Genomic DNA, 22,382 nt, shown 5'->3' with positions numbered 1-22,382 from the left:
CGTGTCGCGCAGGGGGTCCGTGGTTTTCGTATTCGCTGGGCGCGCGGCGGCGAGCGACGGCTCAGGCGCGCGTTGGTGGGGGATACGTTACGACGACAGCATGCGAATTTGTGAGCGGGGTCACTCACAATTTCGATGCTTAGCTGTGATTCCTGTCACGTACGCCCGTCAGGGGCGCTGCCCTTGGGCGGGCAACTTAACCACAGTCACGAAAAAATCGTCTATCTGCCGGACAACCCGGATAAATTGCTCAAAGTCCACCGGTTTGGACACATACGCGTTGGCATGCAACCGGTAACTGTGCAGGATGTCCTCCTCCGCCTCAGAGGTCGTCAGGATCACCACCGGGATCGTCCGCAACCCAGCGTCGGCCTTGACCTCGGCCAGCACCTCCAGGCCGCTCATCCTCGGCAGATTGAGGTCGAGCAGGATGAGGTCGGGCCGCGGCGCGTCGGTGTATCCGTCCTCGTTGCGCAGGTACGCCATCGCCTGCTCACCGTCGTTGACCACGTTGAGCCGGTTTCGCACCTTGTTGAAGTCGAAGGCCTCCCTGGTGAGCAGGATGTCACCCTGGTCGTCCTCCACCAGAAGCACCTCGATGGGGCGCCCCTCATTCATCGTCGTCTCCCGCGGCCGGCAGTGTCCAGCGGAACGTCGCGCCCTGGCCCTCGGCATCGCCGTCGAGCCAGAGCTGTCCGCCGTGGTACTCGACGATCTTGCGGCAAAGTGCCAGCCCGATGCCAGTACCCGGATACACGTCGCGGGGGTGGAGTCGCTGGAAGATCAGGAAGATGCGGTCGGCGTACTTGGGCTCGACCCCGATGCCGTTGTCGGAACAGCTGAACTCCCACAGGTCGCCGGACCTGGTGGCCCCGATGTGGATGCGCGGGGACGCCTTGGAGCGGAACTTGATCGCGTTCTCGATCAGGTTCTGGAACAGTTGCGTGAGCTGGACCCGGTTGCCCTTGACCGCGGGCAGCTCGTCCCTGGTGACCGTGGTCTCGGTGTCCTCGATCGTGGCCGACAGGTTCTCCAGCGCCGTGTCGAGCGCCTTTCCCGCGTCGACCGCGGTCCGCTCGCCGGTCACCCGGCCGACCCTGGAGAAGTCGAGCAGGTCGTTGATCAGCAGCTGCATGCGCTTGGCGCCGTCGACGGCGTAGTGGATGTACTGCTTGGCCCGATCGTCGAGCTGGGAGCCGTAGCGCTGCTCCAGCATCTGCGTGAAGCTGGCGACCTTGCGCAGCGGCTCCTGGAGGTCGTGGCTGGCCACGTACGCGAACTGCTCCAGCTCCCCGTTGGACCTACGCAGCTCCTCGGCCTGGTCGTCGGCCGTCCGCCAGGCCGACACGATGCGGCCGCGCATGGAGTCGACGTGGCTGGACAGCTCGGCCAGCTCCGCCGGCCTGTCGACGTGCAGGGTGTGGTCGAAGTCGCCGGCCGCCACGGTGCGGACCTGCTGGGTGAGCTGGTCGATCGGCTTCAGCACGACGTACCGGATGACGAAGGCCAGCGCGATGCCGAACGTGAGCATCACCGCGAAGAGCACGATCAGCGCCAGATTGAGCTGGTCGAGCTGCTGCTCGACGGCGGGCACCTGGGCCAGCGCGCGAGCCCGCGCGCTGAACATCATCGCGACCACGATCCCGGCCAGGAGCACGACGCCGGCCACCAGCCCCATGACCAGGAACCAGCGGGCCACGGGCAGCCTGCCCAGCCCGGTCGGTTCCTTGGGGGGAGGCAGCGGGTTGATGCTCATCTTCTCCTCCTCCGGACGAGGACCACGGCGAGGTCGTCGCTCAGCGTGCCCACGTGCTTGATGAGCCGGTCGAGGTCGATGGCGCCGTGCTCGCGTACGAGATCGAGCAGGCCCTCCACGCCGAGCAGCTCCTGGCCCTCGCCCACCACGGCCTCGATCAGGCCGTCGGTGTAGAGCATCATGGACCACTCGTCGCCCAGCGGCACGTCGATCACCGACCACTCCGCGTCCGAGAAGATCCCGAGCGGCGGCCCGGAGGGCGCGCCGTCGACCACCTGTACGGCGCCGTCGCGCACCAGCACCGGCGGCGGGTGCCCGACCACGCGCATCCTGGCGTGCCGCAGGTCGGGGCTGATCGTGGCCATGCACAGGGTGGTGAAGATCTCGGGGGTTTTGCGCTCGGCCCGCAGCACGGCGTCCATCGTGCGCAGCAGCGTGTCTTCCGTCTGGCCGGCGAGGACCAGCGTGCGCCAGGCGATGCGCAGCGCCACGCCGAGCGCCGCCTCGTCGGGGCCGTGCCCGCACACGTCGCCGACCACGATGTGCACCGAGCCGTCCGGCGCCTGCACGGTGTCGAAGAAGTCGCCGGCCAGCGTGCCGCCGCTGCCCGGCAGGTAGCGGGTGACGTGCTCGATCGCCTCGGTACGCAGCAGGGGGCCGGGGAGCAGGGCGCCCTGCAGCCTGGCGTTCTCCTTGGCCGTGAGCTCCGCCTGCACGAGCCTGATCTGGGCCAGGTCGGCCCGCTTGCGCTCCATCGAGTAGTGGATCGCCCTGGCCAGCAGCCGCGCGTCGACGTCGCCCTTGACCAGGTAGTCCTGCGCGCCGGCCTGGACGGCGGCCACGCCCACGTGCGAGTCCCTGAGCCCGGTGAGCACCAGCACGGCGGTGTGCGGCGCCAGCGCGAGCACCTCCTCCAGGGCTTCCAGGCCGCTCGCGTCGGGCAGCGAGAGATCGACCAGCACGCACTGGATCCGGGGCGTCAGCTTGGCCCTGGCCTCCTGCAGGCTGCGCGCCCAGAAGATCTTCGGCGGCGCGGGGGCCTGCTTGAGCAGCTCCTCCACGAGGAAGGCGTCACCGTCGTCGTCCTCGATCAGGAGCAACGTCAGCGTCTCCGAAAGATGTGCCGTCAAAGCGCCTCGCCAGGGGGGTCGGTCCGTCCAGGTCATTCTGCGATGAGATCCACCCCTTGCGGAAGCGTACCCTCGTGACCGGCCTCCACGACGAACGACAGCAGGGTCTCCCTGAACGCCTGGGCGGCCCTGGTCGGCTCGACGTCCTTGCGCTGGGCCAGCGCGATCGTACGGCTGAGCCCCGGCGGCGCGAGCGGCGTGCCGGACAGCCCGGGGCGCCCGTCGAGCACCATCGAGGGCACCACGGCCACCCCCAGCCCCGCCTCCACGAACCGCAGCACGGCGTCCATCTCGCCGCCCTGCACCGCGAACCTGGGCTCGAACCCGGCCTGCCGGCACGCCGTCAGCGTGGCCTCCCGCAGGTCGTAGCCGCGTCTGAACATCACCATCTGGCGCCCGCGCAGGGCCTCGATCTCCATGTACGGGCCCTTCGGCCGCTCGTGGGAGGGCGCGGCCACCACCAGGTTCTCCCGCAGGATCTCCTCGGTGACCAGCGAGGGGTCGTCGCTCTGCAGCGGCATGATGATCAGCGACAGGTCGAGCTGCCCCCGCGCGAGCGCCCTGACGAGGTCACGCGAGCCGCCCTCCTCCACCAGCAGCTCGATCCCCGGGTACGCGCGGTGGAACCGGGCCAGCGCGTCGGCCATCAGCCCCGCGCAGAGCGACGGCGTGGCGCCGAGCCGCACCCGGCCCCGGCGGAGCCCGGCGAGCTGGGCCACCTCCTGCCTGGCGGTGTCGGCGTCGGCGAGGATCCTGCGGGCGAGTGGCAGCAGCGCCTCACCGGCCGGCGTCAGCGTGACGTTGCCCCGGGCCCGGGAGAACAGCGGAGCGCCCAGATCGGCCTCCAGGGCCTTGATCTGCTTGCTGAGCGACGGCTGCGCGACCCTCATGCGCTCGGCCGCCTGGGTGAAGTGCCTGGCCTCCGCGACCGCCACGAAGTACGCGAGCTGCTGCAACTGCATGTGATTTTCCTCGCACCGAGCGGCGTCGTTTCCGTGGGGCGACCGTACAAACCAGACATCATAGCCGGTGGCTATCGAAACCAGGCCCGTGATGACTTGGACGGATGATTGCTGGATACCTAGCGTCTGAAGGCGTGACTGCCACGATAGAGCGCGGCGCAGCCACCGCGCCTGTTACCGCTCCCAAGAACGCTCCAACGAGCAGGAGGCCCGGCGGGTTCCTGCGCTCGTCGAACGGCAAGAAAGCCGTCATGGCCGTCACCGGGGCCGTGATGGTGCTCTTCCTCGTCCTCCACATGCTCGGCAACCTCAAGATCTTCCTGGGCAGGGACTCGTTCAACGAGTACGCCCACGCGCTGCGTACGCTCCTGGAGCCGATCGCGCCCTATCGGACGGTGCTGACCATCCTCGAGGTCGGCCTCGTCGTGTCGGTCGTCCTGCACATGTGGGCCGCAATCTCGCTGGCCCGCCGCGCCCGCCACGCCAGGCCGGTCAAGTACGTCGCCAAGAAGTCGCAGGCGAACGGCTACGCGACGCACATCATGCGGTTCGGCGGCCTCACGATCCTGCTCTTCCTCGTCTGGCACCTGCTGGACCTGACCTTCGGCGTCGTGAACCCCAAGGGCTTCGACTCCGCGCCCGCCGACCGGATGATCGCCGGCTTCGACGCCTCCCGGTGGTGGGTGACCCTGATCTACGTGGTCGCCGTCGTCATGGTCGGCCTGCACCTGCGGCACGGCATCTGGAGCGCCTTCCAGACCCTCGGCTGGGCCAACCGCACGCGGAACAAGGCCCTCCGGCCGGTCGCCGGGCTGGTGTCCGCCGTGCTGGTCATCGGGTTCCTGGCGCCGCCGCTCGCGATCACCTTCGGAGTTGTGAAGTAATGAAGTTCACGGAAGGCCCGGAGATCCGGGACACCAAGGCTCCGGCCGGGCCCATCGAGGAGCGGTGGGAGAAGCGGAAGTTCGGCGCGAAGCTGGTCAACCCCGCCAACAAGCGCAAGCTCAACGTGATCGTGGTCGGCACCGGCTTGGCGGGCGGCTCGGCCGCGGCGACGCTGGGTGAGCTGGGCTACAACGTCACGTCGTTCTGCTACCAGGACACGCCGCGCCGCGCGCACTCCATCGCCGCGCAGGGCGGGATCAACGCCGCCAAGAACTACCGCGGCGACGGCGACAGCATCTACCGGCTCTTCTACGACACGGTCAAGGGCGGCGACTTCCGCGCCCGCGAGTCGAACGTCTACCGCCTGGCCCAGGTCTCGGTGAACATCATCGACCAGGCCGTGGCCCAGGGCGTCCCCTTCGCCCGCGAGTACGGCGGCCTCCTCGACACCCGCTCCTTCGGCGGCGCCCAGGTCTCCCGTACGTTCTACGCCCGCGGCCAGACGGGCCAGCAGCTTCTGCTGGGCGCGTACCAGGCGCTGGAGCGGCAGATCGCGGCCGGGACCGTGACCATGCACACCCGGCACGAGATGCTCGACGTGATCGTCTCCGACGGGCGGGCGCGCGGCGTCATCGTGCGCGACATGGTGACCGGCGAGATCGAGCGCCACCTCGCCGACGCCGTGGTGCTGGCCACGGGCGGCTACGGGAACGTGTTCTTCCTGTCCACGAACGCCAAGGGCTGCAACACGACGGCGATCTGGCGGGCGCACGAGCGCGGCGCGTACTTCGCCAACCCCTGCTACACGCAGATCCACCCGACCTGCATCCCCGTCTCCGGCGAGTACCAGTCGAAGCTGACGCTGATGTCGGAGTCGCTGCGCAACGACGGCCGCGTCTGGGTGCCGCTGCGCAAGAAGGACACCCGCGCCCCCGGGGACATCCCGGACGAGGAGCGCGACTACTACCTGGAGCGGATCTACCCCGCCTTCGGCAACCTGGTCCCGCGTGACATCGCCTCCCGCGCCGCCAAGAACGTCTGCGACGAGGGCCGCGGCGTCGGCCCCGGCGGCCTGGGCGTCTACCTGGACTTCCGCGACGCCATCGGGCGTCTCGGGCGCGACGCCGTGGAGAAGAAGTACGGCAACCTCTTCGAGATGTACGAGCGCATCACCGGCGAGAACCCGTACGACGTGCCGATGCGCATCTACCCGGCCGTCCACTACACGATGGGCGGGCTATGGGTGGACTACGACCTGCAGTCCACGATCCCGGGCCTGTTCGTCGTCGGCGAGGCCAACTTCTCCGACCACGGCGCGAACCGCCTCGGCGCCTCGGCGCTGATGCAGGGCCTGGCCGACGGCTACTTCGTCCTGCCGACCACCCTCGGCGACTACCTGGCCGCCGGGCCGTTCGGCGACGTGGACGAGGAGGCCGTGGCGGAGGCCGAGATCAAGGTCCGGAGCAAGATCGACCGGCTCCTGGCCGTCAACGGCACCCGTACCCCCGACTCCTTCCACCGCGAGCTGGGCAAGCTCATGTGGGACTACTGCGGCATGGAGCGCACCGAGGAGTCGCTGCGCAAGGCGCTGGAGCGCATCCCCGAGCTGCGCGCGGAGTTCTGGCAGAACGTCAAGGTCAGCGGCACGGCGGAGGAGCTGAACCAGGTCCTGGAGAAGGCCGGCCGCGTCGCCGACTTCTTCGACCTGGCCGAGCTCATGTGCCTGGACGCCCTGGTCCGCACGGAGTCCTGCGGCGGCCACTTCCGCGCCGAGTCCCAGGACGCCGACGGCGAGGCGCTGCGCGACGACGAGCACTTCGCGCACGTGTCGGCCTGGGAGTCCACGCCCGACGGGCCGGTGCTGCACAAGGAAGCGCTCGAGTACGAGTACGTCAAGATGAGCCAGCGGAGCTACAAGTGAATCTGACCCTCAAGGTCTGGCGCCAGAGCGGCCCTACCGATTCCGGCCGGATGGTGACCTACCGAGTCGAGGACGTCTCCCCGGACATGTCCTTCCTGGAGATGCTGGACGTCCTCAACGAGCGTCTCATCCTGGAGGGCGACGACCCGATCGCCTTCGACCACGACTGCCGCGAGGGCATCTGCGGCATGTGCGGCATGGTCATCAACGGCGTCGCGCACGGCGAACAGCGCGCGACGACGACGTGCCAGCTGCACATGCGCCACTTCGAGGACGACGCCACGATCACCATCGAGCCGTGGCGCGCCGCCCCCTTCCCCGTCGTCAAGGACCTGGTCGTGGACCGCAGCGCCTTCGACCGGATCATCCAGGCGGGCGGCTTCGTCTCGGTCCCGGCCGGCTCGGCCCCGGACGCCCACAGCATCCCCGTACGCAAGGAGGACGCGGACGCGGCCTTCGACGCGGCGACCTGCATCGGGTGCGGCGCGTGCGTGGCGGCCTGCCCGAACGGCTCCGCCTCCCTGTTCACCGCCGCCAAGATCACCCACCTGAGCCTGCTGCCCCAGGGCCAGCCGGAGCGCCTGTCCCGCGCCAAGGCCATGGTGGACCAGATGGACGCGGAGGGGTTCGGCGGCTGCACGAACACGGGAGAGTGCACGGCGGTGTGCCCCAAGGGCATCCCGCTGGACACCATCGCCCGCATGAACACCGACTACCTGAAGGCCAACGCCAAGTAGCAGGTCGCCCCTCTGGAGGGTGGACCGCCTGACTCCCGCCCCGAGCAAAAAGGGCTTCCCAAAGGAAGCGCTTCGCGCTCGGGGCTCAGGCCGTTCTCATTTAGGCGCCTATCGGCGCACCCCACGCCTTCGGCGGCTGGTCAGGCCCACCCGTTGCCTGGTTACCGGCTGGGCCTGCTGGAGCCCACCCCGGACCGAAGTCTTCGCCATGTCACTGGAGTACTAGAACAAGGCGATCGGCCTACGACGTCACCTCAGCTGTATCGACTTACCAACCGCGTAATAGCCGCAATTGGCCACCGAGAAGGCAAACCAGCCTGGCTTCTTCCAAGGGCCATAAACTATTCCGTCTCCGTTATCGCAGTGGGCCACGGCCCGGAACTCTCCCTGACCGTCACTGCAGCTCGCGAACGCGCCGATGTTGTCTCCCTGGGCATCCTTGGTGTAGATGACGCTGCAGCTGGTCGGAAGGGCGAACGCGGGCGCGGCGACACCCACGGACAGTGTTCCTGCAGTGGCACAGACCAGCGCGATCCTCTTTGCGGTCCTGCCTGGTGCCTTCATAAGAGAGCCTCCGTCCTTTTGATCCGATAATCCTCTTATCCGACATGAAGCAGCTCCATCAAGCCTTTTAGGCGCATTCGCCTGAATTCTGCTGCTTTATCATCGATTTCCTTCGCGTCTCGATAGACAATCATGGCGCTGTCATAATCCCGTCATAACGGCCTGCTGCTCGGGTCGATTCGGGCTCCGGACCACGCTGATCAGGGGCCAGTACCTGGTGCCGCACGCGGCGGCGTCACTGAACTGGTACTCCAGTGACATTTTCGCGGCTCTGGCTCACTTTCGATGATCTCGGTGACAGAGCGTGCAGTTGTCATGTGCGGCGGCCCGCTCACCAGGCCGGGGTGATCGCCTCGTCGCGCTTGTCTGTGCTGACACCGCCGTGCTCGGCGGGTGGCTCTTCGGTTGGGCAGGTGGTGCCCGGCTTGGGCAGCGTCAGGTTGGTCAGGTAGGCAGTGGCGTGCCGGATCGGACATTTCTTGCCCGACAGGTAGGCGACGTGTCCGGGTCCGTCGTAGGCGACGGTCACCGATCCCGGGATCATGCTGGTGAAGCTCTCGGTCAGGGGGTAGCCGCCCCATGTGGTGCCGACCCCCAGCATGGGCGGCAGGTCGCGGGTGGGCAGTGGGCGGGCCGGGTTGGCCACCGGCAGCGGCCAGCCCGTGCATCCCAGCAAGCTGATCGCCGCTCCTGCGTACTCGGGTGCGATCTTGCGCGCTTTCCAGCGGTAGTCCTCAAGCTGGGCGTAGCTGGAGTACCCGCGCTCATCTCCGCAGCTCATCGCCAGTGCGCCGGGGGTGGCTGAGTACTGTGCGGTGAACAGCGCCGCGTCAGCGAAACCCGAACCGTCTCCGCGTCGGGCCTTGTCGACGGAGGTCGCGAAGGCCGACCAGTCGGCGTTCTGCGGTCCCGGATCCGGGGGGACCAGGGCTCCCAGCAGCCAGCCGGTCAGCTTCCCGGCACCGTAGTGCGGCGAGGTGACCGGAATCGGATGGCGATCGGCCGCCCGCAGAAGCCTGCGCCATACCGCCTCGGCGTCTTGGCCGTGCAGCGCGCAGGCTGGGGTGCCCGCGCACCACTCGGCGAACCTGGAGATCATCCGTTGCGAGACGGGCAGGAGTCGGAGATGGTGAGCGGGCCAGCCCTTGGTCTGATTGCCCACGCTGTCGACGTACATGGCCCGGATGCGCTGCGGGAAAAGCCGGGCGTACGCGGCTGCGGCTACCCCGCCGAGGGAGTGGGCCGTGAAGCTCAGCCGCTGCTCGCCCAGCGCCTGGCGGATCGCCTCCACGTCCCGGGCGATCGACAGGGCGTCCAGGTGCGCGAACAACCCCGTCGCGTCGGCCTGCTGACATGCGGTGAGCGCCTTGGTCATCGCCGCGGCCTGCGCGGTGTACTGCTTCTTGCTGGGCGGGTCGTGCAGAATTGCTCCCGGCTGCTTGCAGGCCTCGGGCATCTGCGTGATCCACACGGTGGTTCGGGTGTTGAAGCCGACGAGATCGAACCTGCGTCGTAGTTCGGTGAGGTTCGCCGCGCCCCGGCTCAGGTCCTCGATCCCGTAACCGCCCGAAATGCCCAGGACACTGCCGAGCCGGCCCGCCGGCTCGGTGGTCGGCAGCCGGGCCAGATCCAGTGTGATCTTCCGCCCGCCCGGTTGTGCCCAGTCCACGGGCACCTCGATCGCGGCACACTGCAGGCCCGCGGGCGTGCCCGCGCCCTCGCACGCTCGCCACGTCAGCCCCCGGTCATCGCCGGCGGCGGGCGCCGCCGGCGATATCGCCGCCAGCGCCGCCACTACGGCGATGACCAGCCGCCTGCTTCTCGCGTACAGGCCGCTGTGGCGCTTGCCCAGCTTCATTGCCCGAATCGTGATCATGATCCCAGCGTGACGGCACGGACAATCCTTCTCTTCCTACCCGGGAACCGTTTCCACAGAGGCGATCTGGGGCCCTGGTCCTACTCTCTGCGGTGGACCAGGGGCCGCCTCGTAGGAGACGGTTACGGTGACAGAGCCTGGCGTTGTCAGGAGTAGCGGAGCACGCGGGCCCGCAGAAGGTCGAAGTTGGCGCGACCGAACATCTGCCTCTTCAAGAATTTGATCTTGTTCACGGTCCCCTCGACGGCACCGCTGCTGTGGGGCAGGGTCAGCCCGGCCTGCACCGCGGCGTGGTCGCGTCGGAGTCCGGCGGCGAAGGTGGCCAGGTAGGACGAGGCTCCGGCTTCAGCGGCGGCGATCCACTCGTCGAGGAGATGGCCGTCGCGGTTGGTCATCATCGTGGCGAAGCTGCGGACCAGCCCGGCGGCGTCGGCGAGCTCGGGACAGCGAGCAAGGATCTGCTCCAGTCCAGCCTCCCCCTCGCTGCCCAGACGGTCGGGATGCGTCATGAGCCAGTCGGTGACGCGGCGGGGTTTGGGCGGTGGGCATGGCTCCTGCTGTACTTCCTGGTGCCCGCGCAGTGGTTGGAGCCAGCCCTGGACGGCGCGGCAGCTGCCAGTGAAGCCTTGGGCCTTGATCTCGGCATGGAGCTGGACAGCGTTGCAGCAGCCTTCGTTCCATCGGCGGGTGAGGTAGGGCTTGAACTCATCCAGTTTGCTGGAGCGCTCGAGGGTCGGGACCAGGAGTTCGTCTGCACTGGTGGCGTTGGCATACTTGCGGACGGTGCGGAAGACCAGGCCGAGTTCGCGACTGATGGCGTTCAGCGATAGGCCCTTGGCCCTCAGCCCCTGGACCTGGGCGTAGCGTTCGTGCGTCCGCGCCACCATCGGCCGCTCGTTGCCGTAAGAATCCAAGGTCTTGGGCCGTTGAGCGGGTTCGGTCTCTCTGCCGATGTCGTCCTTGATCCCGATATCTTGATCGAGGACTTCCTGCAGGCAAGATCGGTGCGCGCGGATCGTCTTCTCCAATGCCGTAGCCAGGTTTTGCCACAAATGGAAGCGATCGGCGACCTGCGTGGCCTCGGGGGCGCCCTCGCGGGCGCCGTCGGCGTAGGAGCCGGCCCTATCTCGGCAGATCACCTGCACCCCGCGATGGCCCTTCAGCCACGTGGCCAAGTCCTCGGCAGTCCAGCCGTCCAGCAGATCGATAGGACGGTGGGTGTCCATGTCCACCAGGACGGTGCCGTATGAGTTTCCGCGCTTCTTGGCGAAGTCGTCGACACCCAACACCGTGACCTGCCCTACTTCAGGATCAGGCAACGCCCGCAGTATCCGTAGCAGCGTGGATCGGCTGACCGGCGCGCCGGCCAGGCAGGCCATACGGGCACCGGCTCGCCCGGCCAGTGCTATCGCGATCGAGGTGAGAAGAGCGCGCAACGCGTTGCTGCGCCGGGCATGCCGCTGGGTCAGCCCGCCGACCTGCTCGGCGAAGATCTCCCGGTCACAGGAGGGGTCGCCGCAGAAGAAGCGGCGCACCTCCAACTCGACCTTGACCGGCCGCCCGCCCGTCGCCAGATCCCACACGGTCCGGCGATACCGGCTGTGCACTCGGGTCGAGAGCAGCCCACACTCCGGGCACGGGGCCTCACTCGCCACGGTGCGCGCCGCGATCAGCATGGTGTCACCGAGGTCCTCAACATCGAGGACATCCATCTCCCGCAGAGCGGGGCAGAACAAACGAAGGCAGCAGGCGTTCTCGCCCGCCGACGCATGCAGCACAATGAACCCCAGGCCGCTCGTTGATGATCAGGTTCTCGACAAACCAGATCGTTGACGAGCGGCCATCTCCGTGTGGGGCCTGTTACACGATCGCGATAACGAGAAGCAGCGCCAGGGTCCTCTCGCCGAGCTCACCCTGAGTAGCTGATCATCGAGAGTGAGCCAGAGCCCATTTCGCGATCATGGTTCGGATCTGCGCTGGTAGTGGCAGTGCCGGGCCGTGGCCTGGTGGCGTCGGCGCCAGTGTGACCAGCGCAGAACGTTCGTGATGGAGCGGTGCTGGGCCAGCCTGGTCTTCGGCTGAACGAGCGGTAGCCGATTTTCAGGAATTCCGCAGAGGACCTTGCCTGGTCGGGGCACGAACTGATCATCTTGCGGGCGCAGGCTCATCCCCCTGTCGAAGGAGACGCCCGCTGCGCCGCTGTATCGCCACTGCGCAAACAGTCGATTCGGTGGGCGAGTTCTGTGCGGGGGAACTCTTTGGTCGACGCCGTACGGATGTAAGGACTGAGGCCGCTGATCTCGCGGGTGTTCACGGCTTCGAGAAGGCGCGGGAGGAGTTCATCCTCGGCTTGGGAGCAGTGCGTGAAGCCGGGCCCGGTGACGGCGAACCCCAGCACCTCGAGCAGCAGGCGGGTACGGGGCTGCTGGCCACCGGTCGTCAGACCGCGCCACAGAGCGGTGACGGTCTCCGCGGGCGAGTGACCGGTTCGCTGCCGCTCGGCGAACAGAGCGGGGATGTCGGGTCGGGCCGCCGCGAGCGCCTGGCCCCCGCGTTCGGCCGGATAGCGCATCATGGCGTCGAGCAGCTCGGCGCGGCGGGTCGTCGGCTCAGAGAAGTCGGCGTTCGCGTGCCCACCGCGGAAGTTCGCGTCCAGTACAAGGCAGACGCATGCCGGTATCCCTCAGCGCGTCCACATGTCCGCAGATTTCTACAAGCGTCATCTTGCCCATTCCGTGAAGTCGCGTCAGCAGCCACACTGTTCCGTGGACGTCAAGCCCCCCATGCACGTCCGACCTTGGTGGCATCCCGGTCATCCGTGATGGCAACCAGCCGGTGGATCTCGGCAGCAGTGAAAACGCTGGCTTCACCTAGGTCGTGCTCGCCGGCGCCCAGCAGATTGACCCAGCGTTCGAAGGCGATCAGTTCCGCATCGGTGTCCTGAGGGAGAACGCGCAACCACTCAAGCTCTCTGATCGACCTAAGGGTTGGATACAGGTGGCAGTACTTGTCCACCGCCCCGGCGACGATGTGCGTGGTCGACAGCTCGGAGACGCTGGCCCCAAGAACATCGAGGCGGTCCGATTTGGCGAAATGGTGGATCACCGTGGCGTCGGCACGAGCGGGGGCAATCGGTCGCCCGGCGTCGCGGTCGTCATGGGGCCTCGTCCTCATCGAACCTCGGCGGCAGGTCCGACACCGTTTCGAGCTGCCCATGCATCAACTCCAGGGCGCGACTGCTGGTGATCCGGCCGAGCCGGTAGGCCGTCATGACGGCGTGCGCGAAACCCGGTGGCACGCGGATGGAGTTGAGATCCGGTTGTGGTGTCCATCCCACTGAGTCCCTGAATTCCGCATAGGTCGGCGGGCATGCGCGCAGGCGCTTTTCTTCGGACGGATTTATCAGCTCGGCCGCTCGGGCCTGCCGAAGTGCCAGGCTCCAGGACGTGCGGTATTGAGCCGCCAGCCCGACAAGTGTGGATCGGATCGGCTGCGCTGTTCTCTTGGCACGCCGAATAGCCTCCAGCGGCAAGAGCAGTTCTGCCGCGAAAGCGTCGATCGCTTCTTCGCGTTCCATACGCGAAGCGCTGACTCCCACATCGGTTGAGTACTCGTCACCAAGTATGAGATGCCCGAGTTCGTGCGCCGCGGTGCTTCGCCGCCGGCCGGGGTCGCCGTTGAGACTCACCACCGCCGCCGCCACCTCGCCGTCCACGGCAGACGCGCCGTCTCCTGGGAGGTCGATCACCAGAATGTACTGGCCGCACTGCTCGCAAAGGCCTGCCATCGATTCGATGGCAGCCATTCCCAGGCGGAGTTCGCCTCTCAACCATTTGGCGGCCTCAATGGCAGCGGGAACGCCGTTGACCTTACCCGGATACTGCTTGATCGGCTTTGGCTGAAGTACGTCCAACGACATCAGCATGCGAATCTCGCGGATCCACGTCGCCAGCGTACTGTCGATGCGATAAGAGGCCTGGGTGGCATTGCTCGCTGTGTCCTCGGCCAAAGGTGTGCGGTGCGACATGACCGCCGGCGGCGCGTTGAGGAAGTGGCCGATGGGCATGTCCAGCGCACGGGCCACCCTGGCAAGCTCCAGTGCGTCGAGCCGCCTCGAACCGGCCTCGATCTTGCTGATCATGGTCCTGTCGAGATCGGTCTTCCGGGCCAGCTGGTCCTGCGACAGCTGCATGGCTAGTCGCGCTTCGCGGACTCGCTCTCCGATCTCGTTCCAGTCGAGCGTGCTCATGGTGCGATAATCGCACATCGAATGATGCGCGTACATGGACCGCCGGTATCCTGGGGATAACTTTGCTTTCTGCGGCATGCGCGGTAGTGAGAGATCACGCATGCCCTCAATGAATTGTCCGCTTTTCGCCCGCTTGGGTGGATGAGGGCTCTGCAGAAGGCCGTCGGGACAGGGAGAACGCTGATCTACGGCGTGGCGTTGAGCGCCGCCGAACCGGCGGTACTTGTCCGAACGAAGCGATGATCAAGACCTGTGGATCGGCAGTTTCCAGGCGGCTGTCCTCGTGCTGGGCGATGCACGCGACGGTCTCGGCCGGTGGCCGCCAGGGTGACGTGCGAGGCGATCGCGAGTCCCCGGGGGCGCTTTGGCGAGCCGCTCGTCCAGGGCGGCACCGCGTCGGCCCGCCAAGTCAGTGACGGGAACAATGATAGGTCTGGCTATCATAATCCTGGCTATCATTATCTGCCGGAGGTGACGGCCATGCTTCGTAAGCCGGAGCGCCTGTTCGGGCGTGAAACGGAGTGGGAGGAACTGGCTGATTTCGCCAGTGCCCCCGCGAACGGTGCCACCTTGGGGCTGATCTACGGGCGTCGGCGTCAGGGCAAGACTCTCATGCTCGAACTGCTCGCCCAGGAAACCGGCGGCCTGCTTTTCGCCGCCACCCAGCAGACCGAGGCACAGAACCTGGCCGATCTCGGCGCCGCCTACGCCGCCTATCGCGGGCTGCGGCAGCCGGTCTCGTTCGGCAACTGGCGGGAAGGGCTCGACGAACTGCTCCGGCTCGGCGAGGAGCGGGCGACGCCGGTGATCATCGACGAATTCCCCTACCTGGTCTCCGCGACCCCGGCGCTGCCGTCGTACCTGCAGCAGGCGCTGAGCCCGACGGGATACGCGAAGGAGCACACTCGTACCCGTCTGATCCTCTGTGGCAGCGCGTTGACCACGATGGCTCAGTTGCTGGGTGGAGGTGCGCCACTACGAGGCCGAGCGGTGCTCGAGCTGATCGTGCGGCCTTTCGGGTTTCGCGATGCCGCTGCCTTCTGGGGCCTGACCGGCGACCCGGAGCTGGCTTTCCGGGTGCATGCTCTCGTCGGCGGTACCCCCGCCTATCTGGAGATGTGCGGTGGGTCAGGTCCGGCTGATCTGGATGGGTTCGATCGATGGGTGCAGCGGCGGTTGCTGAATCCCGCCTCGGCGATGTTTCGGGAAGGTGGGCTGCTGCTCCGGGAGGAGCCCTCGATTTCCGACCCCACCTCGTACGCGGCCACGCTGAGCGCCATCAGCGCGGGCAACCAGCGTCGCTCGGAGATCGCCGCCGCCCTCAGCCGCCCCGTGAGCGCGTTGGCACATTTGCTCAACGGGTTGCGGAGCATCGGCCTCGTCGAGCAGGTCGACGACGCGTTGCGTGACAAGCGAAGCGTTTTCCGGATCGCCGAGCCGATCGTCCGCCTGCACCAGTTGATCACGCAGCGCCGCGAGCCCGAGCTCGTCAGCGGCCAGGCCGCCCGCGTCTGGCGTGCCAATGCCGACACGGTGGCCTCGAAGATTTACGGCCCCCATTTCGAAGACCTCGCCCGGGAATGGTGCTTCCTTCATGCCTCCGGCGACACGCTCGGTGGAATGGCCAGTGCCGTGCGCCCGAGCGAAATCCCCTGCCGAGCGCACCGCAAAGGACATGAGCTCGACATCGTGGTGACCGAGACAAACTCCCTCACCACCGATCGGATCATCGCGATCGGCGAGGCCAAGGCCACGCTCACGCCCATGGACATCTCCCAGCTTCAGCGGCTGGATCACCTGCGCGCGCTGCTTCCCGACGCCCGGATCGGCACGCAGCCCAAACTGCTGCTGTTCGCACGCTCCGGATTCACCGGCGATCTGGTGGAGGCGGCGCGCGGGCGCGCGGACGTTGAGCTGGTGGACCTGAACCGCATGTATTCAGGGGACTGACATGCGCGCCGCCCGTCCGCCTTTCGCGGGGCGGCCATCCCGCCAACGGCGGGAACGATCAGAAACGGAACATCTCGGCGAATCGATCGAGTAGCGCGGGATCGCCTTCTATGCGGACGCTGCCGTCGTGGAGTACTTCGTCGGGGGTCCTGCTGCCACTCATCAGTTCGCGGATGGGGTGGCCGGTGAGCCGTTCGATGACGAGGTCGGGGGCGGGGTGCGGGCCGATGCCGACCGTGAGCATTCCATCGATGATCTGCAGGCGGAGCGTGAAATCGCCCATTCGGACCTCGTAGCCGACGGTGACTCCCAGGGTTGCTTCCGGCCGGTAAGCGGTGCGGAAGGACATGGCGACCGATTCGGCGGTGACGAGCTCGCCGGGGCGAGGCTCGGTGAGTGTCCGCGCGCCCCAGCGGCCCAGTGCGATCAGCGCCGGTTCGAGGTCGCGTCCGTAGTCGGTGAGCTCGTAGACGACTGCGCGTTCGGGATGCGGGAGCGCGCGACGGGTGGCCAGTCCTGTCTCTTCGAGTTGTTTGAGGCGGGCCGACAGGATGTTGGTCGGGATGGCGGGCAAGCCCTTGTGCAGGTCCGTGAAGCGCTTGGCCCCGGTGAGGAGGTTGCGGATGATCAGCATGCTCCACCGTTCGCCGACCATCTCCATCGCGCGGGCCAGGCCGCAGAACTGTCCGTACTCCCGGGACGCCATGATGCGGATCTTACATCATGCTTCAGTTGACAAACCATACTTGTAAAAGACAAGCTTCCTGTTCACAGGGCCTCCTCGTGAAATGGAGAAACGCATGTCGTTCCAGGCGTACCTCGACAACATCGAGGACAAGACCGGACTGGCTCCACGTGAGTTCATCGCTCTGGCGAAGGAGCGCGGCTTCGACGAACCGTCCGTGAAAGCCGGGGTGATCATTGACTGGCTGAAGCAGGACTACGACCTTGGACGTGGGCACGCGATGGCGTTGGTGCACGTGATCAAAAAGGGGCCGAAGATCGACGCCAAACATGTCGGCGGCTCGGGTTCCCATCGCGATGAGTCCGACACGCTATGGCTGGACGGCAAGAACAACCGGCCCTGACGAGTTGACCCGGTAGCCCGGAGCAAGGGCATCGGCGTCTGGGAGCCGCACCTGCTCGCAACCGCGAAATCACCCTGTCCTCGATAAATGGGTGGGAAATCCTTCCTGGTCACGCCACACTGATCAAGAACCAGTGAGGAGATTTCATCCCATGCCTAACCAGCCCGCACCGAACCTGCTGTCGTGGGCCAGCGAGATCGACGAAGGCGCGATCACGCAGGCCGCGCGCACCGCACGCCTGCCGTTCGTCTCCGGCCACGTCGCTCTCATGCCCGACGCGCACGTCGGCATCGGTGCGACGGTCGGCTCGGTGATCCCCACGGAAAACGCGATCATCCCGGCCGCCGTCGGCGTGGACATCGGCTGCGGCATGGTGGCCACCGAGACGACGCTCACGGCCGCCGACCTGCCCGAGACCCTCGCCGCCCTGATGCCGATGGTGGAGCACCGCATCCCCGCCGGCGTCGGCAAGGGGCACGAAGACCCGGCCGTCGACCGTGCGCTCAGCGACCTCGGGCTCCCGCACACCGACCTCACCCCCAAGCAGACCAAGAAGGTGAGCGAGCAGTTCGGCACGCTCGGCTCGGGAAACCACTTCGTCGAGGTCTGCCTGGACGAGCGGGACCACGTCTGGACGGTGCTGCACTCGGGGTCGCGCGGCATCGGCAACCAGCTCGCCCAGATGCACATTACGGGCGCGAAGAAGCTGATGAAGGAGCAGGCCGCCGGCCTGGAGGACCCGGACCTGGCGTATCTCGTGCAGAGCACGCCGGAGTTCACCGCGTACATCGAGGACATGCTGTGGGCGCAGCACTACGCCATGGCCTCGCGGGCGCGGATGGACCGGGTCCTGATCAACGCCCTGTTCAGGGTCGTCGGCAAGGGCGAGCGGGTCCGTACTATTAATTGCCATCACAACTTTACGCAGCAGGAGAGCCACTACGGCAAGACGTTGTGGATCACCCGCAAGGGCGCCATCAAGGCCGACACCGGTGACGAGGGAGTGATCCCGGGCTCGATGGGCACGCGCTCGTACATCGTGCGCGGTCGCGGTAACCCCGAGTCGTACAACTCGTGCTCCCACGGCGCGGGCCGCCGCATGTCGCGGACGAAGGCGAAGCGGGAGCTGTCCGCGGCTTCGCTCAAGGCGGCGATGGGCGGCCGCACCTGGAACGCGGATCGGGCCGCCGCGCTGGTGGACGAGCACCCCGATGCGTACAAGTCGATCGACCAGGTGATGGCGGACCAGCAGGATCTCGTGGAGGTCCAGCACACGCTCCGCCAGATCTTCAACTACAAGGGGTAGGACACTCGGTTCCCCGCCGAGCCGATCACCTTCAGCGTGAGCTCGTGGAGTCGTTCCGCGGCGGCCGGGTCGAAGGACCCGGGGTCGAGGGCGATCCGGCGCTCTCGCATGAAGGCGCTGAGCGGCTCGGCGGGCGGGTCGTCGATGCGGGCGACGATCGGTTTGATGCCCTCCTCTACCGGCAGTCCGTGCTTCTTGAGCGCCTCCACGTGCGCGGCGGTCGCCGCGTCGTACTCGCCGGCGACGCTCGTCGAGACGCCTCCGGGGTGCATGAGGACGTAGCGGGTACGGCTGCCGTGCCGGGCGGCGAAGGCCACGCCGAGCAGGTCGTTCGCCTTGCCGGCCTGGAACTGGGCGGTCATGCCGTCGTACCCGCGTTCGAGCATGAGGTCGTGCCAGCGGATGAGGTCGGTCGGCTGTCCGGGGCCTGAGACGTTCACGACGAGGCGGGGCGCGGTGAGGCCGTGGCTGAGGAGGAAGCGGCTCAGGTAGTCCAGCGCGAACGTTCCCTCCAGGCCCTCCGCCGTCACGAACCGGTGCGTGCGGAAGTAGCGCGCGCACAGCACGAGCGCGTCCACGGCCGGGAATCCGGCGTTGATTTCGGCGATCACCCGCCGGTTCTCGCTGATCAGGCTCAGGTCCGCCGGGATGAACACCGCTCCGGGCAGCGCCTTGGACCTGTCGCGGCCGATGACGACCACGGTGTCACCCCGATCGAGGTAGGTGCGGGCGAGGGCCCGTCCCATGCCGTCCGTTCCGCCGCTGATCACCAGTGTCCTCATGACGCGCTCCTCGCGGGCTCCGCTTCCGGTACGGCCTCCGTACGGGGGCGGCCCGGAAGCAGCGGGACGGCGGCCAGGATGATCACGATCGCCGCCACGACGAGCCAGAAGATGCCGTGGAAGCCGGTGATCACGTCTCCGGAGGTCTGGAGGATGAGCGTGACCACGGCGACGCCGAGTGCCGCGCCGAGCTGGTTGAGCATGTAGAGCACCGAGCTGCCCTGCGCCACCATGGACGGCGGCAGCGCCCGGTAGAGGGAGCCCATCGTGGGCGCGCTGAAGCACCCGCTGCCCAGCCCGATCGTGAACGCCGCCAGCGCCGGCCAGAGCTCGGGCGTGTCCGCGCCGATCCGGGTGAAGGCCAGCGCGCTGAGCCCGGCCAGGAGGGCGCCGCCGGTGGCCAGGCCGCGGGCGCCGAGGCGGTCCGAGAGCCGTCCGGCCAGCGGCATGGCGAGCGCGCCGCCGAGCCCCAGTGGCGCCATCAGCAGCCCGGCGGCGAGCACGCCGTGCCCGTGGGCCTGCTGGTAGTACAGGGGCAGGGCGAACAGGGCGGCGAAGAGGGCCAGCCCGCCGAGGCCCATGATCGCGACGCTGGCGGTGAAGCCCCGGCTGGTGAACAGCCGCAGGTCGATCAAGGGCGAGGTGCGGCGCCGCAGCGCATGTACGGCGTAGGCGAGCAGCAGCGCGAGCCCCGCGCCCAGCGGGAGCAGCGCCTGCCAGGCGGTGAACGCCCCCTGTTCGGCCGTCTGCGACAGGGCCAGGACGACGGCCGCGAACCCGGGCCCGAGCAGCGCCAGCCCCACGACGTCGAGCCGCGCCGACGCCCCCTCGGACGGCTCGTCGGCGGGGATCACGCGCAGCGCGAGCAGCAGCGCCACCAGGCCGACGGGCACGCTGAGCAGGAACATCCAGCGCCACGACAGGCCGGCCAGCACGGCGCCGCCGGCGATCGGCCCGAGCACGGGCCCCAGGGACAGGACCACGCCCATCAGGCCCATCACCCGCCCGGCCCGGCGCGGCCCGGCGGCGCGGGCCAGCAGGATCAGCACGAGGGGGTCGAGCAGCCCGGCCCCGAACCCCTGCACCACGCGGAACACGATCAGGGCGCCCACGTCCCAGGCCACCCCGGCCCCGAGCGATCCGGCGAGGAACAGCGCCAGCCCGGCCAGCCACAGCCGTTTGCCGCCGAAGCGGTCGACGGCCCAGGTGGTGAACGGGATGGTGGCCGTCACGGCCAGCAGGAACCCGGTGGACGTCCAGCCGATCGTGCTCAGCGAGGTCTCGAAGGTCGCGGCCAGGGTGTCGATGGCGACGGCGGCCATCGTGCTGTTGAGGATGCCCAGCAGGCCGCCGAGCAGGATCACGCCGATCATGCCCAGCAGCCGGGCGTCCAGCCGGTCGTCCGGCATATTTGAACTCATGGGTTCAAACTAGTTACCTCATGCGTTCGCTCGCAACCCGTACGTCCATGAAGTTGAACTGACGGGTACAATTCGGAGGCATGGCCACCACCACGCGCGGGCGCATCGACAAGCGGCAGGCGATCCTGGAGGGCGCGTTCGCCGTGTTCGCCCGGCTCGGCTACGCGCAGGCCTGCGTGCAGGACATCGCGGACGAGGCCGGCGTGGCCAAGCCGACGGTCTACAACCACATGACGGACAAGGCCACCCTGTTCAGGAGCGCCGTCGAGGCCGCCGCGCAGATGACGCTGAACGCCCGCCTGGCCGCCCTGGAGCCGCTGGCCGACCCGGGCGAGGACCTGCGCGCCGCGCTGGAAGGCGTCGCCGACGAGCTGCTGCGCCTGCACACCGACGGGCGCTCGTGCGCGCTGCGCCGGCTGCTCTACTCGGAGATCATTCGCTTTCCCGACATCCTCGACATCGTCAAGGAGAGCGGCCCGGACCGCCTCAACCAGGCCCTCGCCGACCGGATGGCCCGGCTCGCGCTCGCGGGGCGCCTGCGCGCCGCCGATCCCGACATCGCGGCCGAGCAGTTCATGGCCCTGCTCGTCGGCCCGCTGGAGGCCCGTTCCCAGATGGGCACCCGTACGATCCCGGAGGCCGAGCTGCGAGAGCTGGCCCGCGCCGCGGTCCGGGCGTTCCTCGACGCCTGGGGTGCTGACTAATCTCGCCGACAAGGTCCCTTGTCGGTGGCGGGCAAGCTATATAGTCTGCCGCGTGTGGTGGAACGAGACGACTATGCGGCCATCCGCGATCGGATCATCGGGCTCTCCCACACCCATGGCTTGCGCTGCGACTGGGCGGAAACGACGAAACGCCAGCGATTCCTCCTGCTGTGGGACGCCGAGGGCCGGGTCGCGGCCCGCGCGATCGTCCCGCTCTACCCTGGGGAGACCCCGCACCTGGTGGACTCCCTCGAACGGGGGCTCGCGCACCTGTTCGGTGACGACTGGCTGGAGGATCCATGACCGCGGACCGCGTTGACGTTCACATCACCCTGGCGGGCAGCCTGTGGCTGGCCCAGGTGGACGGCGTGGCCGGCGGCATGTCCGCCCGCACGTTGAAGGAGCTGCACGGGGACGTCGCCGAAGGGCTGCCGTTCCTCTTCGCCGACCGCCCGCAGGCGCCCAAGCCCGCCTACCACTACGCGCTGCCCGGCCTGTCGGAGCAGGACCTCGACGACTTCGCCGCCCTCCAGCGCCAGGCCGCCGCGATCGCCGAGGACTACACGCGCACGCTCAAGAAGCGCGTCAAGCACATGCACGAGCTCGGCCTGTCGGACGGGGACATCGGCGAGCTGCTCGGCCTGACCAAGCAGCGCATCCAGCAGATCCGCAGCAGCGCGAACGACGAGTCCCGCCAGGTCTCCTAGAGCGGCGTCCCGGCACGCGAACGGCGCCCCCTCTCGCGAGGAGGCGCCGCCGGGAAACGGGGACTACCTGACCCAGAGGTAGTACCAGCCGGTGCCGTTGAGCGAGCACTTGTACTCGTTCCAGCCCTCACGCTTGTACGACTGGCCCATGTCCACACACTTGCTGTAGCTGGTGTATTCGCCGATGTATGTCCAGCTGGCCGCCTGGGCGGGGGCGGCGATGCCGATGGCGGCCAGGGCCGCGATGCCCGCGGCGACGATACCTGCACGAACGCGCATGCGTGATCTTTCCTTCCTCCGGGGGGTTCCGCATACAACGATCATGGACGGCCCTACAAGACCGC

The 22,382-nt window shown here is 67.9% G+C and carries 22 protein-coding genes; 9 read left to right on the top strand and 13 right to left on the bottom strand.

Annotation, left to right across the window (positions count from 1 at the left end):
- Nucleotides 1-168: 168 nt before the first annotated feature.
- From AB0L65_RS08835 to AB0L65_RS08820, 4 genes are read right to left on the bottom strand one after another with little or no spacing between them, the layout of a single operon-like run.
- Nucleotides 169-618 carry a response regulator gene (locus AB0L65_RS08835; RefSeq protein ID WP_364242162.1) on the bottom strand — a complete coding sequence of 150 codons (450 nt, stop codon included), beginning with the start codon at nt 616-618 and terminating at the stop codon, nt 169-171.
- Complete coding sequence (locus AB0L65_RS08830; protein ID WP_364242160.1) at nt 611-1,756, bottom strand: ATP-binding protein; 1,146 nt, start codon at nt 1,754-1,756, stop codon at nt 611-613. The genes AB0L65_RS08835 and AB0L65_RS08830 overlap by 8 nt, the downstream gene beginning before the upstream one ends.
- A complete protein-coding gene (locus AB0L65_RS08825; protein WP_364242157.1) occupies nt 1,753-2,886 on the bottom strand; it encodes a fused response regulator/phosphatase in 1,134 nt (377 codons plus the stop codon). Before AB0L65_RS08825 ends, AB0L65_RS08830 begins: the two co-directional genes overlap by 4 nt.
- Before the next feature lie 32 nt (nt 2,887-2,918).
- The gene (locus AB0L65_RS08820; RefSeq protein WP_364242154.1) at nt 2,919-3,848 is read right to left on the bottom strand and encodes a LysR substrate-binding domain-containing protein; all 930 of its coding nucleotides are present in this window, start codon (nt 3,846-3,848) and stop codon (nt 2,919-2,921) included.
- A 134-nt stretch (nt 3,849-3,982) separates the two neighbouring features.
- Between AB0L65_RS08820 and AB0L65_RS08815 the strand changes: the two genes are divergently transcribed.
- Genes AB0L65_RS08815 through AB0L65_RS08805 form a run of 3 tightly spaced genes read left to right on the top strand, consistent with a single transcriptional unit; the run spans nt 3,983 to nt 7,391 of the window.
- The gene (locus AB0L65_RS08815; RefSeq protein WP_364242151.1) at nt 3,983-4,732 is read left to right on the top strand and encodes a succinate dehydrogenase cytochrome b subunit; all 750 of its coding nucleotides are present in this window, start codon (nt 3,983-3,985) and stop codon (nt 4,730-4,732) included.
- The gene (locus AB0L65_RS08810) at nt 4,732-6,654 is read left to right on the top strand and encodes a fumarate reductase/succinate dehydrogenase flavoprotein subunit (RefSeq protein ID WP_364242148.1); all 1,923 of its coding nucleotides are present in this window, start codon (nt 4,732-4,734) and stop codon (nt 6,652-6,654) included. Before AB0L65_RS08815 ends, AB0L65_RS08810 begins: the two co-directional genes overlap by 1 nt.
- Nucleotides 6,651-7,391, top strand: a complete 741-nt coding sequence (locus AB0L65_RS08805; protein WP_364242145.1) for a succinate dehydrogenase/fumarate reductase iron-sulfur subunit — start codon at nt 6,651-6,653, stop codon at nt 7,389-7,391. The genes AB0L65_RS08810 and AB0L65_RS08805 overlap by 4 nt, the downstream gene beginning before the upstream one ends.
- Nucleotides 7,392-8,286: 895 nt before the next feature.
- On the opposite strand, the gene AB0L65_RS08800 is transcribed toward AB0L65_RS08805, so the two are convergent.
- The 5 genes from AB0L65_RS08800 to AB0L65_RS08780 form a co-directional block, all read right to left on the bottom strand.
- Nucleotides 8,287-9,813 carry an alpha/beta fold hydrolase gene (locus tag AB0L65_RS08800; RefSeq protein ID WP_364242142.1) on the bottom strand — a complete coding sequence of 509 codons (1,527 nt, stop codon included), beginning with the start codon at nt 9,811-9,813 and terminating at the stop codon, nt 8,287-8,289.
- Nucleotides 9,814-9,977: 164 nt separating this feature from the next.
- Nucleotides 9,978-11,543 (bottom strand): ISL3 family transposase, encoded by a 1,566-nt coding sequence (locus AB0L65_RS08795; RefSeq protein ID WP_364242139.1) that lies wholly within the window; start codon nt 11,541-11,543, stop codon nt 9,978-9,980.
- Between the two features lie 452 nt (nt 11,544-11,995).
- The gene (locus AB0L65_RS08790) at nt 11,996-12,406 is read right to left on the bottom strand and encodes a hypothetical protein (protein ID WP_364242137.1); all 411 of its coding nucleotides are present in this window, start codon (nt 12,404-12,406) and stop codon (nt 11,996-11,998) included.
- 197 nt (nt 12,407-12,603) lie between these two features.
- Entirely contained in the window at nt 12,604-13,005 is a 402-nt protein-coding gene (locus AB0L65_RS08785) for a hypothetical protein (protein ID WP_364242134.1), read from the bottom strand.
- The gene (locus tag AB0L65_RS08780) at nt 12,986-14,080 is read right to left on the bottom strand and encodes an XRE family transcriptional regulator (RefSeq protein ID WP_364242131.1); all 1,095 of its coding nucleotides are present in this window, start codon (nt 14,078-14,080) and stop codon (nt 12,986-12,988) included. The genes AB0L65_RS08785 and AB0L65_RS08780 overlap by 20 nt, the downstream gene beginning before the upstream one ends.
- Nucleotides 14,081-14,560: 480 nt before the next feature.
- Between AB0L65_RS08780 and AB0L65_RS08775 the strand changes: the two genes are divergently transcribed.
- The gene (locus AB0L65_RS08775; RefSeq protein ID WP_364242128.1) at nt 14,561-16,030 is read left to right on the top strand and encodes an ATP-binding protein; all 1,470 of its coding nucleotides are present in this window, start codon (nt 14,561-14,563) and stop codon (nt 16,028-16,030) included.
- Nucleotides 16,031-16,088: 58 nt separating this feature from the next.
- Here the strand turns inward: AB0L65_RS08775 and AB0L65_RS08770 are convergent, their stop codons facing one another.
- Nucleotides 16,089-16,685 (bottom strand): helix-turn-helix domain-containing protein, encoded by a 597-nt coding sequence (locus AB0L65_RS08770; RefSeq protein ID WP_364242819.1) that lies wholly within the window; start codon nt 16,683-16,685, stop codon nt 16,089-16,091.
- Between the two features lie 145 nt (nt 16,686-16,830).
- On the opposite strand from AB0L65_RS08770, the gene AB0L65_RS08765 reads away from it, so the two are divergent.
- Together AB0L65_RS08765 and AB0L65_RS08760 are read left to right on the top strand one after the other, a co-directional pair.
- Nucleotides 16,831-17,118: a DUF4287 domain-containing protein gene (locus tag AB0L65_RS08765; protein ID WP_364242125.1), complete on the top strand. Its 288-nt coding sequence runs from the start codon at nt 16,831-16,833 to the stop codon at nt 17,116-17,118.
- Nucleotides 17,119-17,269: 151 nt separating this feature from the next.
- The gene (locus tag AB0L65_RS08760; RefSeq protein ID WP_364242122.1) at nt 17,270-18,424 is read left to right on the top strand and encodes an RtcB family protein; all 1,155 of its coding nucleotides are present in this window, start codon (nt 17,270-17,272) and stop codon (nt 18,422-18,424) included.
- Here AB0L65_RS08760 and AB0L65_RS08755 read toward each other — a convergent pair.
- Both AB0L65_RS08755 and AB0L65_RS08750 read right to left on the bottom strand, forming a co-directional pair.
- Nucleotides 18,412-19,206: an SDR family NAD(P)-dependent oxidoreductase gene (locus AB0L65_RS08755; RefSeq protein ID WP_364242119.1), complete on the bottom strand. Its 795-nt coding sequence runs from the start codon at nt 19,204-19,206 to the stop codon at nt 18,412-18,414. The genes AB0L65_RS08760 and AB0L65_RS08755 overlap by 13 nt on opposite strands.
- A complete protein-coding gene (locus AB0L65_RS08750) occupies nt 19,203-20,627 on the bottom strand; it encodes a DHA2 family efflux MFS transporter permease subunit (RefSeq protein ID WP_364242117.1) in 1,425 nt (474 codons plus the stop codon). Before AB0L65_RS08750 ends, AB0L65_RS08755 begins: the two co-directional genes overlap by 4 nt.
- A gap of 80 nt (nt 20,628-20,707) precedes the next feature.
- Here AB0L65_RS08750 and AB0L65_RS08745 point away from each other — a divergent pair, with 80 nt between their 5' ends.
- Genes AB0L65_RS08745 through AB0L65_RS08735 form a run of 3 tightly spaced genes read left to right on the top strand, consistent with a single transcriptional unit; the run spans nt 20,708 to nt 22,038 of the window.
- Complete coding sequence (locus tag AB0L65_RS08745) at nt 20,708-21,331, top strand: TetR/AcrR family transcriptional regulator (protein WP_364242114.1); 624 nt, start codon at nt 20,708-20,710, stop codon at nt 21,329-21,331.
- A gap of 54 nt (nt 21,332-21,385) precedes the next feature.
- Nucleotides 21,386-21,634: a hypothetical protein gene (locus tag AB0L65_RS08740; protein WP_185068507.1), complete on the top strand. Its 249-nt coding sequence runs from the start codon at nt 21,386-21,388 to the stop codon at nt 21,632-21,634.
- Entirely contained in the window at nt 21,631-22,038 is a 408-nt protein-coding gene (locus tag AB0L65_RS08735) for a hypothetical protein (RefSeq protein ID WP_364242112.1), read from the top strand. Before AB0L65_RS08740 ends, AB0L65_RS08735 begins: the two co-directional genes overlap by 4 nt.
- 63 nt (nt 22,039-22,101) lie before the next feature.
- On the opposite strand, the gene AB0L65_RS08730 is transcribed toward AB0L65_RS08735, so the two are convergent.
- Nucleotides 22,102-22,317: a hypothetical protein gene (locus tag AB0L65_RS08730; RefSeq protein ID WP_357733298.1), complete on the bottom strand. Its 216-nt coding sequence runs from the start codon at nt 22,315-22,317 to the stop codon at nt 22,102-22,104.
- Between the last annotated feature and the right edge of the window lie 65 nt (nt 22,318-22,382).

This window comes from Nonomuraea sp. NPDC052116, from assembly GCF_040680035.1.
Classification (GTDB): Bacteria; Actinomycetota; Actinomycetes; order Streptosporangiales; family Streptosporangiaceae; genus Nonomuraea; species Nonomuraea angiospora_A.
The sequence above is the reverse complement of the archived record's forward strand: the minus strand, read 5'-3'. Positions and strand labels throughout refer to the sequence as shown.

Excerpts from the sequence above, each read along its gene's own strand:
- AB0L65_RS08730 (WP_357733298.1), bottom strand. The coding sequence starts at position 22,317 with ATGCGCGTTCGTGCAGGTATCGTCGCCGCGGGCATCGCGGCCCTGGCC.
- AB0L65_RS08800 (WP_364242142.1), bottom strand. The coding sequence starts at position 9,813 with ATGAAGCTGGGCAAGCGCCACAGCGGCCTGTACGCGAGAAGCAGGCGG.
- AB0L65_RS08835 (WP_364242162.1), bottom strand. The coding sequence starts at position 618 with ATGAATGAGGGGCGCCCCATCGAGGTGCTTCTGGTGGAGGACGACCAG.
- AB0L65_RS08735 (WP_364242112.1), top strand. The coding sequence starts at position 21,631 with ATGACCGCGGACCGCGTTGACGTTCACATCACCCTGGCGGGCAGCCTG.
- AB0L65_RS08745 (WP_364242114.1), top strand. The coding sequence starts at position 20,708 with ATGGCCACCACCACGCGCGGGCGCATCGACAAGCGGCAGGCGATCCTG.
- AB0L65_RS08775 (WP_364242128.1), top strand. The coding sequence starts at position 14,561 with ATGCTTCGTAAGCCGGAGCGCCTGTTCGGGCGTGAAACGGAGTGGGAG.
- AB0L65_RS08770 (WP_364242819.1), bottom strand. The coding sequence starts at position 16,685 with ATGGTCGGCGAACGGTGGAGCATGCTGATCATCCGCAACCTCCTCACC.
- AB0L65_RS08790 (WP_364242137.1), bottom strand. The coding sequence starts at position 12,406 with ATGATGCGCTATCCGGCCGAACGCGGGGGCCAGGCGCTCGCGGCGGCC.
- AB0L65_RS08750 (WP_364242117.1), bottom strand. The coding sequence starts at position 20,627 with ATGAGTTCAAATATGCCGGACGACCGGCTGGACGCCCGGCTGCTGGGC.
- AB0L65_RS08760 (WP_364242122.1), top strand. The coding sequence starts at position 17,270 with ATGCCTAACCAGCCCGCACCGAACCTGCTGTCGTGGGCCAGCGAGATC.
- AB0L65_RS08830 (WP_364242160.1), bottom strand. The coding sequence starts at position 1,756 with ATGAGCATCAACCCGCTGCCTCCCCCCAAGGAACCGACCGGGCTGGGC.
- AB0L65_RS08765 (WP_364242125.1), top strand. The coding sequence starts at position 16,831 with ATGTCGTTCCAGGCGTACCTCGACAACATCGAGGACAAGACCGGACTG.
- AB0L65_RS08810 (WP_364242148.1), top strand. The coding sequence starts at position 4,732 with ATGAAGTTCACGGAAGGCCCGGAGATCCGGGACACCAAGGCTCCGGCC.
- AB0L65_RS08780 (WP_364242131.1), bottom strand. The coding sequence starts at position 14,080 with ATGAGCACGCTCGACTGGAACGAGATCGGAGAGCGAGTCCGCGAAGCG.
- AB0L65_RS08820 (WP_364242154.1), bottom strand. The coding sequence starts at position 3,848 with ATGCAGTTGCAGCAGCTCGCGTACTTCGTGGCGGTCGCGGAGGCCAGG.
- AB0L65_RS08785 (WP_364242134.1), bottom strand. The coding sequence starts at position 13,005 with ATGAGGACGAGGCCCCATGACGACCGCGACGCCGGGCGACCGATTGCC.
- AB0L65_RS08795 (WP_364242139.1), bottom strand. The coding sequence starts at position 11,543 with ATGGATGTCCTCGATGTTGAGGACCTCGGTGACACCATGCTGATCGCG.
- AB0L65_RS08755 (WP_364242119.1), bottom strand. The coding sequence starts at position 19,206 with ATGAGGACACTGGTGATCAGCGGCGGAACGGACGGCATGGGACGGGCC.